This window comes from Aphanizomenon sp. UHCC 0183 (assembly GCF_009712065.1).
GTDB lineage: Bacteria > Cyanobacteriota > Cyanobacteriia > Cyanobacteriales > Nostocaceae > Dolichospermum > Dolichospermum heterosporum.
Genome location: NZ_VILC01000119.1, coordinates 10834 through 23078, shown reverse-complemented (window position 1 = coordinate 23078; position 12245 = coordinate 10834). Strand labels below are relative to the sequence as shown.

General features: G+C 37.3%; 11 protein-coding genes and 1 pseudogene. 3 read left to right on the top strand and 9 right to left on the bottom strand.

Annotation, left to right across the window (positions count from 1 at the left end; translation table 11 throughout):
• Positions 1 to 146 precede the first annotated feature (146 nt).
• Complete coding sequence (locus tag FJR37_RS23775) at positions 147 to 1313, bottom strand: hypothetical protein (protein ID WP_254434655.1); 1167 nt, start codon at positions 1311 to 1313, stop codon at positions 147 to 149.
• Between the two features lie 3 nt (positions 1314 to 1316).
• Complete coding sequence (locus FJR37_RS27255; RefSeq protein ID WP_254434654.1) at positions 1317 to 1937, bottom strand: hypothetical protein; 621 nt, start codon at positions 1935 to 1937, stop codon at positions 1317 to 1319.
• Between the two features lie 258 nt (positions 1938 to 2195).
• Between FJR37_RS27255 and FJR37_RS23770 the strand changes: the two genes are divergently transcribed.
• A complete protein-coding gene (locus FJR37_RS23770; RefSeq protein ID WP_168467296.1) occupies positions 2196 to 3149 on the top strand; it encodes a transposase in 954 nt (317 codons plus the stop codon).
• Between the two features lie 170 nt (positions 3150 to 3319).
• Here the strand turns inward: FJR37_RS23770 and cas3 are convergent, their stop codons facing one another.
• The 7 genes from cas3 to FJR37_RS23735 all read right to left on the bottom strand — a co-directional run bounded on the left by cas3 (position 3320) and on the right by FJR37_RS23735 (position 9852).
• The gene (gene cas3, locus FJR37_RS23765) at positions 3320 to 5416 is read right to left on the bottom strand and encodes a CRISPR-associated helicase Cas3' (RefSeq protein ID WP_168467295.1); all 2097 of its coding nucleotides are present in this window, start codon (positions 5414 to 5416) and stop codon (positions 3320 to 3322) included.
• Positions 5397 to 6020, bottom strand: coding sequence for a DEAD/DEAH box helicase (locus tag FJR37_RS23760; RefSeq protein WP_168467294.1), 624 nt, complete (start codon positions 6018 to 6020; stop codon positions 5397 to 5399). Before FJR37_RS23760 ends, cas3 begins: the two co-directional genes overlap by 20 nt.
• A 10-nt stretch (positions 6021 to 6030) precedes the next feature.
• A complete protein-coding gene (locus FJR37_RS23755) occupies positions 6031 to 6633 on the bottom strand; it encodes a Uma2 family endonuclease (protein WP_168467293.1) in 603 nt (200 codons plus the stop codon).
• Positions 6634 to 6800: 167 nt separating this feature from the next.
• Positions 6801 to 7427, bottom strand: coding sequence for a hypothetical protein (locus FJR37_RS23750; RefSeq protein ID WP_168467292.1), 627 nt, complete (start codon positions 7425 to 7427; stop codon positions 6801 to 6803).
• A 435-nt stretch (positions 7428 to 7862) separates the two neighbouring features.
• Positions 7863 to 8216 (bottom strand): hypothetical protein, encoded by a 354-nt coding sequence (locus FJR37_RS23745; RefSeq protein WP_168467291.1) that lies wholly within the window; start codon positions 8214 to 8216, stop codon positions 7863 to 7865.
• 3 nt (positions 8217 to 8219) lie between these two features.
• Positions 8220 to 8720: a hypothetical protein gene (locus FJR37_RS23740; protein ID WP_168467290.1), complete on the bottom strand. Its 501-nt coding sequence runs from the start codon at positions 8718 to 8720 to the stop codon at positions 8220 to 8222.
• Between the two features lie 964 nt (positions 8721 to 9684).
• The gene (locus FJR37_RS23735) at positions 9685 to 9852 is read right to left on the bottom strand and encodes a hypothetical protein (RefSeq protein ID WP_168467289.1); all 168 of its coding nucleotides are present in this window, start codon (positions 9850 to 9852) and stop codon (positions 9685 to 9687) included.
• Between the two features lie 267 nt (positions 9853 to 10119).
• Here FJR37_RS23735 and FJR37_RS27880 point away from each other — a divergent pair, with 267 nt between their 5' ends.
• Positions 10120 to 10791: a substrate-binding domain-containing protein gene (locus FJR37_RS27880; protein WP_168467288.1), complete on the top strand. Its 672-nt coding sequence runs from the start codon at positions 10120 to 10122 to the stop codon at positions 10789 to 10791.
• 809 nt (positions 10792 to 11600) lie between these two features.
• Positions 11601 to 12245 (top strand): annotated as a pseudogene (locus FJR37_RS23720) (FG-GAP repeat protein); the annotation flags it as partial.

Below are 12245 nucleotides of genomic sequence, written 5' to 3'. Positions count from 1 at the left end.
ATTGCTTCATTTCACTTCGTTCCATTTGCAATGACATTGTGTAATTAATTCTGTCCCATTACTTATCTACTTCTAGCAATCAGATCCCCGACTTCTTTATTTAATCATGTCAATAAATTATGATTTCTTGCCAGAAGTCGGGGATCTTATTCATTATCTACTTCTATTTCTAATTCACTATTTACACCTGTTTTATCTGCTTCCTTGGATTTACCCCAACCCTTAGCGTAACCATAGGCAATCAATAGGTTAGCCACTAAACTAGAACCATGATTTTCAATGAGATTGATAATTCCATCTAAATCATCTTTAGTAGTCCAAATGCGGCGGGCTTTGCCTTTCTTTTTTAATTCCTCATCAATGCGAAGATTTTCATTTTCATAACTAGCAAGAAAGATTGATAATTCAATAATAAAATCCTTTTTAGACCCTGCTTGACTGCTCAAACGTTGTGCTAAACCATAGATTCTATCCCAACCATGTTCATCTTTTCCGGCATAGACAGTCGCGCTATTAATAGCTTTAGCAATCCGTAAAAAACCGAGGTCTTGTGTAATGTCAGTTAAATTTAATTCTTGGTCATTTTGAGGATGATTAAAATTTTTTACCATGAGATTTAATCCATTAAGAGAAAATAAACGAGGAAAGAATTTAGCTTTAGAATCTGCTAAATACTTAACAACATAATCGGCATAAATTACTTGAAAGCGAAAGAAATTTTCTAGACTTGTACTAGTAATGAAATCCCGATAAGCTGCTAATAATTCACTGTGTCCCTCTTCTGCTGATAGGGTAGTAACAATTGACAAGTGTTCTGTCAAAATATTGTGATAATCTGCTAATTCCTCAGAAGTTTTAGGACTAATCCAACCTGGTAAACCTAAAGAAAACACTTCTTTGACACCATAAACTTGACCTTTAGAACCAAAGTGAGTTCCAATAAAGCTACTAACAAAATGATTAACTGACTGCAAAAAATCATCAAATTCATCTTCTTCAGTATTGACTATGATTTGATGATGATTAAGTAATTCTTGACAAAAACGTAATATCAACTCAGCATCAAATCTAGCAATTCCGTGACCCCCAGAGGGTGGGTTTAATTGACGCAGCTTATTCAATACTTCACGGTATTTACTTAACTGAATATCTTGAGGTTCAAGAACAACAACACGCCAATCATAAACTCGTTCTGCGATTTTGATTCTTTCGGCGATACCAAAGGTAAATAAACCCCCAGCAATCAACCATAAACTTAACCAATCGGTTTTTTGAGAATCTACTTTATTACCATCTGCTTTAATGCGATTCACACCTTAGACAGATGTAGGTAAATAAATTTTAACTGCACTGGCTGTTTCTGGTAATTTCTGTCCAGTAGCCTCAGTAAATAACTCATTTACTAATTTATTAACATCCTCTGCTTGTTGGCTGAATGCTGTAAACAAAGCAACCAATAAAGCCCCATAATGGTCTTTAATTTGCCATCCTAAATACCACAATTCGTTATGATTGCGGTCATGGCGCATGGAAGTAAGAATTACGCCATTTTGGGTACTTGGATGCGGTGGTTTTGGTGAATCTTCGTTAAATTGGGGTTTACCTTTTTGTTGAAATAAATACTCCCGGTAAAGTTTTCGTCTTTCGGTTTTCTCCACTGTGTCAAAACATTCAGTTTCCTGGGATATTTTGCTAATGTCAGTCTTTTGACCTTTGACTGGTGGAAAAGGATCGGTATAATTGAGTTTATCTACCAGTTCTAAATTGACTGTCTGTTTTAGTTTTAGGCAGTAGTGTGTTCCTTGATCTAAAAGTTGAATTGCACTTTTTTGATTAGTAGCTTTCAGGGCATACTCCACAAGCTGCGCCAAACCTAACATCAAGAAAGTGTCAGCATAAGTGCCGTATTTCTTGGTAACAAATAGCTGCTGTGTCATTTGTCTTTCAACTCACAGGAGTTGTGTACTTCCAATCAGTGTATACCCACCTGGAAGAGGCGTATTCCAAAGGAAATTATGCCTCTTCAACAGTAATAAAGAGATAAAGGAAAGACTGGATAGTAAAGAATCCTGGTCATGGAATCATCCTGACAACGGGACTGAAACTATTCTTATGGTTTGTAGTTCTCCATTCAGTTCATCTATCTGCTACCAGATAAACCGCTATAGTGTATTAATAATCTCTTAAATACAACCGTGAGTGAAGTAAAAGCCGATTATGATGGTGCTTGGAAGGAAGGGGTAGAAAAATACTTTGAGGCATTTTTAACATTCTTCTTTCCCCATATTTACAACGAAATTGACTGGACGCGAGGTTATGAGTTTCTTGACCAAGAACTCCAGCAATTGATGAGAGAATCAGAAGTTGGTAAGCAATTTGTTGATAAGCTGATTAAAGTTTGGCTGAATGATGGTAATGGTAAAGAAACCTGGTTGCTAATCCATTTAGAAATCCAAAGTCAAGTAGATACTGGTTTTCCTAAACGGATGTTTTCCTATCATTACAGAATTTTTGACCGTTATGGTCAAGAAGTTGTTAGCTTGGCTATTTTGGGAGATAATCAAGCAAGTTGGCGACCTCAAGAATACAGTTATGAACGTTGGGGATGTCGCTTGAGTCTTCAGTTTCCTATTGTAAAATTACTGGATTATCAACCTCGTTGGTCAGAATTGGAACAAAGTGATAATCCTTTTGCAGTGTTGGTGATGGCGCACCTACGTACACAAGCTACAACTAAAAATTTAACAGGACGTTTGCAGTGGAAATTAAGTTTAGTTAAGCGGATGTATGAGTTAGGATATACTAGGGAGAAAATTCTTCAGTTATTCGATTTAATTGACCGACTGATGGCTTTACCACCGAATCTGGATTTGAATTTCAAAACTGAATTGAAGCAGTTTGAGGATGACAAAAAAATGGCATATATAACAAGTATAGAGCGTTTAGGAATAGCGCAAACACTCCAGAAATCTATTGTTAAAATCATCAAAACTAGATTTCAAGATGGTCCTTCTGAATTAGTGGAACAAATCAATAAAATTTATGACCATGAACGACTCAACCAGTTATTAGAACAGGCAATTACTATAGGTTCTGTTCCTGATTTCCAAGAACTATTAACTCAGGAAAATATAGGTACAGATAGTTAATGTCATTGCGTTAGCGCAGCATGGCGTTAGCCATATGGAACGAAGTGAAGGGAAGCAATCACCAGGGTTGCGATTGCTTCCCTTCGCTCGCAATGACTGTAAATATTTTTGTCCAATTACTTAATAATGATTAATGTAGAGATGTTGTGGATAACTTCTCTACATAAAAATTAAACATGAAAATTCAGTTGTACGGAACGTTGGTCACACAGTCGTAAAGCCCTAACTACCAGCAAGTAGAGATGAAAATACTCAAATTCATCAGCAGTATTTAACTGATTCAAATCAAACTCTTTTTTAATTGGGTAGATACTTTTGCTTAAATTTGCTGGTGCTAAAGGTAAACTCTGATTTAGGAAGCGTGTCATACCTTGCCAACTTTGGGCGATTCCTACGGAGCGCTTCGCTATCGCTCTCTGTGCTTCTGGATGTAATTCTATAGTTTTTATCTTAGTTATATCTGCTACACTCCAACCACCAGCCCAAGCAGAATGGTGACGACCAGTAGCCATCAGGACTGTATGACAGATATACTGAATTTGTTCATCATCGTCCGTAAAATAATCACGGAGTAGCGGTACTAAAGATTGTTTGAGAATATCCCGTGCTAAATATGCACTTTCAACAGCGTGGTTAGGACGTTTGTGTTTCTTTTCGTGGTCTTTGAGTGCTGTTTTTTGCTGACGGTCTTCAGGATTATAGTCAGTGTGTGCCAGTAAATGTTGTTTGGGGTTTTGTCCTTGAAATGAAGAATGAGCGATTCCTACGGAGCGCTTCGCTATCGCTTGCCATTTCCGCATCACTTCCTGCCACTTAATTTGTAGTTTACCCAGGTCATGAGTAAAGATAGCAAAAAACACCAATAATTCAAATAATGCTGCTGCTTCTGATTCTTGGATATGCGGAAAAATCTTGTTTTTAATTAACTTTGTCCCTGCTGGTAGTAGTTCATTCCTGATACTATTGTAAGTAGTTGGTTCAGCTTCACCGTTTTTCAAACGCAAGGTTTTAAATGGTTTATACCAACAAGTCCACATAGAACCCAAATGTCCAACATAAGTATCCATATTATAACGATATTCACTGACAATTGAACGCTGTGGTTTTGGTGGGGAAATAAACCCATTACCAAATTCATTAATGCCAATTAGTAAGCCAATATTTTCATCATAAGAAACATAGCGACAGTTGACTAAAATCTTGATACTATTAACCAATGATTCACGGGATTTAATCTCAGTGCAAACAGGTTGATTATAGGTTTCTGCTTTACCTTTTGGTGTTTCAATTCGTTTAAAAATCCAATCTGTACCAAATTCTAAGTTTTTGGAATCTCGCCAAACTTTGCATAGTGTAGACACAGGCACGGAAAAAGCCATTAATTTGCGGGGGTCAATGGGTTCTTCCTCAAAATCAATAAATCCGCTTTCTTCCCAAACAAATAAACTCCGACTATCAACTGAACGAATTAACTCACTGGCAAAAGATTGATCACCCCTAAAAAATGCCGCTTCAAAATTGTTTTCAAACTGCATTTGATTATTTTGTCGGCGTTGTTGTTGCAGTAAATCTTCTGTAGTATGCACTTGATTTATCCAAGTTTCTTCGGTACGAAATCCGACATTTTCATTAACTTGATTTGATTCAGTATGTGCCTGTAATACTTGCCATGTTGATTCACAGGTTTTTTCAGGATATGGCAGAAAACTTTGTTTTTTATCGGTAGATTCTTGGGTTTCTGGTTCTAAATCAGCTTCTGTAAGTGCAGTATAAGCTTGGTTAACTTCTATGGTGCGATAAACCAAAACTTGACCTTGTTCATCTTGGAATCTTGCACAACGTCCTGCCCTTTGTAATAATGAGTTCATGGGGCAAAGTTGACTGTGCATGACTTGGCAAGTAATATTAATTCCGGCTTCAATTACTTGGGTGGAAATCAATATATAACAAGTGCCGTCATCTTGCCAATTTTCGGTAAAGGTTTCTTTTAAAAATGTTTCTTTTTGGGCGCGATGTTCTGGTAAAAATCTGGAGTGCAGCAGGGTAATATTTAAGTTATCATCATAATTCAACTCTTGCAAATCTCTATATAATCCCTGCGCCTGAGAAACGGTATTACAGATGATGATAACCCGTTTGTGATTACGATTTTTAATACCAACTTTGATAACTTCAGCGGTCAATGGTTCAGATATAGCTTGAAATATCCGGCGACGTTTACCTTCAATGGCCTGTAAATCGGCATCTTCAATTTGAATTATTTCCATTGTCTATTAAACTTTGAATTTGAGTGGCTAGTTCATTGGTTAATGTGGCAGTCATCAGCAGAAATGGGGAAATACCTTTGACTTGTTGTAAAACTTTGAGAACGGTGGTAAAGGAACGGTCTGGGTCAAGTAAATGCAGTTCATCAAATACTAGATAAGATGCGAATATTGCCCCGGAGTTGACGTTAGCTGAACCACGACCAACTGAGTAAGGAATATTCAAAAAACTGCTTAACATTTGGTCAATGGTACAGAAGACTATATCACCTTCAAAACGAGGGTCTTCTGGGTTTTCTCCTGTTTGTAGGGTAACAACTGGACAAGGGACATTTTGAGCTTGTGACCAGCGTTGAACCAGGATTTCTGTTCTTTGTCGCAGACTGTTGGCCAAGGTTCGCAGGGGGACAACGTAGATTAACTTATTGGGGAAGTCAAGGTTGAGGGTTTTAGCAAAGAGGAAGGGTGCGATCGCTGTTTCGGTTTTCCCTGACCCTGTGGGGGCGCGGAGAAGGATGTCTTGACGGCGGAGGAGTTTAGTAATGGTTTCTCGTTGAAAGTTGCGTGGGGGGAAGGTGGTCAGGGTTTGGAAGTGTTCATCTATCATGAAATTGTATCTATGCTGCAAAAACTTGATCAACTGTAATATTTAATTCTGGAAAAGTTGGGGAGATAATTATATCTGTACCTCGATAAGCATTAGGTTGATAAATGCCTTGTTCATTAAGAATATATACAAAAATAGTTGGTTCTTTGGGATTACCTAAATAATTACGACTACCAATTGCTAAATAATCAACAATCCAATATTCAGAAATCCCTAAACGTTGATATTCTTCTAATTTATCTATATAATCATCTTCCCAATTTGTGGAAACTATTTCTACTGCTAATTGTAATGGTTCAACAAAAGCAGTATAAGCGGATAAATTAGCATCCCATAAATTTTTATCTACTACGCTAACATCAGGAAAACGACCTTGTTCTTTACCACTTGCTGTTAAAGTTCTAATGGCAATTCTTCCAGATACTCGATAGTTAAGATTAAGACGTTCAACTTCCCGGTCTAATTTTTTAGTGAGGAAATCTGCTAAGTTATCATGTTTTCTAGTTGCTTGTATCCGCATAATTTCTCCATTTACAAGTTCATAGCGACCTTCTTCGGGAAAGTCGTAGTTGAGGAATTGATCAAAGGTAAGTCGGGTTTTAGTTAGAGTCATGGTTGTGGAATAGAGAAGTTATACTTTGCTAGGAAAGTGAGTAAGGATTCAGGTGAGGTTATAAGATCCCCGACTTCTTTGATTAATTGTATTCGGAAAGGATAAATCTATCTTAGAAGTCGGGGATCTGGAAATAAGTGCTATAGCTGAATACTTACGAAAGTGAACTAAGCAGCAGATAAAACTAAATTATTTAGTTGTAATTCAGATTGTTGAAATACAAAATTAACAGCACTGAATAATTTATCTAGTTCATAAATGGTAAATGGAGTCATATTTCTGGTAAATGTGCCATTTTCTAATTTACCAAATTGCCAAGTTGCACCATTAGAAACAATACCATAAATAATAATTTGATGTTCTCCATTTAATCTTTGAGCAGCAATCATTTCGGCTAAACATTGCGCCCATCCTGCTTCAAAATTGTCTTGTTTGGCTTCTACTAAAATAAAGTATGGTTGGTCAAAAACAACTTTACCTAATGGCGAACGTTTAGCTAAAATATATTCAGGAAATCCTGATAATTTTTCATCGTAGTTTAAGGATTGATGACTCCATAAAATAAAGTTTTTACGATATGTTTTCCAAACTTCTTTAAGAACGGGATAAATTAAGTTTTCGCAAATAGCAAATTCTGAGTTATCAACTACAGCATCCCGCATCATCAGTTCTAAATCTTCACGGAAATAGTCGGAAATATTAAAAGCAAGTTCGCTAATAAAATTGTCTTCTGTATAGGTAATTTGAAATGTTTTGAGGACTTCACCAATGGTTTTAAAATTACTGAATGCCATTTTTCACCTCTTCTAAATTGATTGTATTTATGCAGTCTTCCCCAGCAAATAGCTGTTTGGAACTGCGATATTTCAAGTAATGATATTCATCCCACCTCCTCTTTTATTTGTGCATAACTATTTACAGCACTTCCCGATTTTAATCCCCTTCCGGGGAAGAGAGATGGGATAGAAATTAATGTAATTAATTATCCAGCATCTCACGGACTTTCGTCTTTACAGGGAATCAATCTTTTAAAAAGATTGGACTCCAATTCAGCATAGGACGATGGTTTGTTTCCGTCCCCTTGCGAGGAATTATAAATACAGATTATTTAATATTCTCTAAGAGGGTGTTTGAAAAGTTATGGTTGATGTATCAAATATTTTTTACCCCCTTTACAAGGGGGGACTAAGGGGGGTAGCAATGTGATGAAAATTACGGAATACCACTTTTCAAACATCCTCTAATTTGTGTCCTTGGAAATAATCTATTGCACTACTATATTTTACACTCTCTAAATATCTAGCTTTTCGACTTGCACTTTCTAAATCTTGATAAAGTTTCTCCAATCTTCTGTTATCCAGTTTCTTAGCAATTTGACGAACATATCCCCGGCGAGAATCATGAGGAGATGGTGCTGGACATTGACTTGGTATATCATCTCCTTTTTTACAAGCATAATATTCTACCCAGTGCAATGCTGCATAAAAACACATAGTTACTGTCCAATCAGGATAAACAGTTTCAATATCACGTGCTGCATTTTCGTTGCTTTTAGCTTGCAGAAGGTAGCGTTCACAAGTCATGATTTATTGCCGAAACGGAACTACAGTAAAGTTAGGAGAATTGCTTGACCACATTTTTGGTTTACTTACCTCCGTGTGTTCTTTTTTGTCAGAATCGGCTATTACTTCATCTCTAAGTAAATAAAATCTATCTACTATCTGAGGGCGAAAATACCATTCTTCAGTAGAATCATCTATTAATTTCCATTCATAGTCAATAACCAAATCCTGAATTTTCTCCCAGGTTTCATCTGATAATTCGCTGTTGTCTTTCAGCTTAATCTTAAAATCAATCCAATGAATATCAGGGAAACTTGTAGCTATTCCGATAACTCTTTCTGTCTCTTCTATTTTTTCAACCAGTTCTTCAACTAATCTTTGTATTTCAGCAGGAATCAAGTCCGAATTTTTTGGTTTCTCTTTTATTTGTTCATAACAATACCCGGTAAGTGGGAAACTCAGTGGCTTGGCTCCCTGAGAGGGAAACGGCACGAGCGGTTTTAACCGCCTTGAATATTTTTTCATTACCGCCTTGGAGTTGGGAAATTCGGGGTACTTTTGTGATGTACTTTCAACGGGACAATTACCGATTCAAAATTCCCAACTCTGTACGCATAATGTTTTGCTCCAAAGAGCCTCCCATTTCTGGGGTAATGTTAGCTAGATGCCTCCGGCACGCTGGCGCGAACGACCTGTTATAAGAGCTTTTTAGACTTGCAACACTGTTTCAGTGACCTTAAAACTGTTTAATTGCAAATGACAGAGCGGGGAACTAGCTTCGCATTCCGAGGTGTCGTGACTCAAATAACGGCTACCCTTCGACTTCGCTCAGGGTGGTCTGGTCAGCACGGCTTGCTTGATTACTCTTGCAAGCCCAGTCCCTTTAGGGCTGGGTTACTGACAACTCGTTATTTCGCTCAATGTAGGTTTTCGTCCAAGTAAAGGAGAGAAAATACAGGTATACTAAACACGGGTGAGATTTAAACTTTTGCCAAATGACAAAGAACTCAGATGTGTAGGGGTTTAGCAGTGCTAAACCCCTACGTTTAGAATCAAACAATCAAGCCGTTTTGAGTATAGTCAACAGCGATTTAAACAACTTTCTTTATTTTAGGCTAATTTTTTGTTTTTAGGCAGAATTTGGCTAGTACAACGCGGCGTAAATAAGATGACCATTAAAAGCTCCGATAATTAGATTGATTACAATGCTTGAAAATGGTTCATTCACTTACGCCGCAGTGTACTAGTTAGTAATTCTAAATCCCCCTGCGGGGAAGTGGTCTTCCAACACTATCACGTTTCAATCCCTAATAGGGAGTAAGTGAAATTGCAATAAGGGTTTAACTGTAACTGCTGTAAGTCATTCATTCGTGTTTCAATCCCTAATCAGGCATTTTTTGAGAAATTGAATTTTTTACACCCACCCCCTCGCGCATTAAGCGAAGAAAATCGTCTGATCGCTCTTCTCAATAATTTGGTAGGGCGATGTTTACGAAGGGGGAGGCGAACTGCTTGCAGCAGCGAATAGCGATCGCTCGTTTCTCTCAAGAATTTGGTAGGGGCGATCGCTTTGAGAAATGGGCGATCGCTTTTTATTTCCACCCGAATGAGGACGCATAGGTATCATTACTTCATTTGCACCTATTACTAACAGCATTTTTGCTATTGCCTAAGTCATTGTGTTTGGTGTTGGCGGATTCCCAACGCCGCGCTTAGTAGTAATCATAGACTATTTTCTATAGTATGTTCGTATAAAAACAATGGTTTATCTCAATTTTACATACTTTTGAGGTCTTGACAACCTTCTTTTAGACGTATTAAATTCGGTATGTTTGAAAAATACTGTAACTTATTGTGTGTTGGGTAGTGTATCTATATTTACTCCCAATAAGAGTTTGTGCGTTATTTAAACGGGGGAATTTACATGAATAAGATCATATCATCTGCGATCGCAGTTTCTGCCATTACTGTATCTAGTATTTTGTTAAGTACATTAGATGTAAATATACTACCGTCTCAAGCAAAACCGTTACTTAAATTTCAAGAACCGTTTAATGTTGTTCGTGAAAACAATTGTGATGTATCCAATATTCCCCAAGGGATTTTTAATTATGGTGGTAGTACAAGCTGGGCTCCTATTCGCCTAAAAGTAGATTCTGTACTGCAAAGAGTTTGTCCTCAGTTTGTTTTACGCTACATACAACCACCTTCTAGTGACCCAGGTTCCGTAACTGGGATTAAAATGTTGATAGACGATCAAATGGCTTTTATTCAATCTTCTCGTTCTTTCAGACGAGAGGAAAATACCCAAGCTAAACAAAAAGGTTTTAGTTTAAAAGCAATTTCTGTAGCAATTGATGGCATTGCGATCGGAGTCAATGATAACTTAAATATTCCTGGATTAACCATTACCCAACTCAAAGATATTTATACTGGTAGGATTACCAACTGGAAAGAATTAGGTGGTCCAAATTTACCTATTGTCCCCTTATCTCGTGATCAAGAAGCTAGTGGTACGACAGATTTTTTTATTGAATATGTTCTTAACAAAGATAAATTTGGTAAGGAACGCAAATTTAATAACCTGCAATTCTGATGTAACCTGGAATGGTGCGTTACGCTGTCGCTAACACACCCTACTTTTGCACCTTATTTAATTCACATTCCTAACAACGTTCGTTACATTGATACAACTACGGAAGCCATCAAAGAAATAGCCAGTAATCCTGGCGGAATTTACTACGCTTCTGCTTCAGAGATTGTCAGTCAATGTAATATTAAATCCCTGCCAATTGGACAGATAAAGACCTCATTGGTGCCACCATATAGATTACCCCGAATACCACAATCCAAATGTCCCCGGAGACGTAACAAAATTAACTATGACGATTTCCGAAATGGAAATTATCCCATCACTCGCAATTTGTTTGTGATTATAAAACAAAACGGTCAATCAGAAGAACAAGCTGGAAAAGCTTATGCAGATTGGTTATTAACAGATCAGGGTCAAGAACTGATTGAAAACGCTGGATTTATCAGAATTAAATAATCAAATAAGTAGGTAAACAAAATAAAAATGAGGGGTATTGCATTTTGTAAAATGCCTGAAACTCAATCAGAGTCTCGCATTGACACAACTTTACTACCGTTATATACCTTTAAATTTTTCTGTTCACCTACTTAGGCATCTCTGAAAATTAAGATTTGTACATTATTTAAACGGGAAATTGACATCGCTGTTTCTGCCATTACTGTAACCACCAAGGGTGTGTAAGCTTGGTGACTTGACAAGAATATCAATATTTTACGGCAATATACTTTTCCTACTCAATAGCAAACCGTTAGTTAACTGTGGTAATTTAACCTGTTGTTTTAGTTCAAACCTCGAAAAACATCATTTATTTTATGAACTTTTTAATTAATTCCGCGCTAACCTTAGCTTCTAATCAACTTAAATATTTTTCTCGTTTAAATAACTTCTGGCAGGTTTTTGATACTGCTTTTGGTACACAATACAACCGCAGCCTTGCGGAAATTCTGCGGTTACAGTGGGAAGCTGGGGATTTTAGTCAACTTCCCCAAATAGAAGTTCTCGATAGTAGTATTCTTGGCGGTGCTAATGGCGCTTATGCTAGTAGTGAGAATAGGATTTATTTATCAAATACCTTTGTTGCTGCTGCTTCTTTAGCAGCTATTAGTGGGGTGTTGTTAGAGGAAATTGGGCATTTTGTAGATGCTAAAATTAACCAGACGGATAGCACTGGAGATGAAGGGGCGATTTTTGCAGCTTTGGTACAGGGTCAAAATCTGGATGTGGAGACTTTGAGAGTATTAAAGGCAGAGGATGATCATAGTACAATTACTTTGAATAATCGGCAAATTGATATTGAGCAGGCGAATACCACAGTTTCCCTTCCTGGTGTTTCCGGTAGTTCTGTAGCTTGGGCAGACTACAACGGTGATGGTAAACAGGACTTTCTGTTAACTGGTTCCGCACGTTCACGCTATCTCCCACTCTCAAACACAGATTCAGGCTACATCTCCAAACTA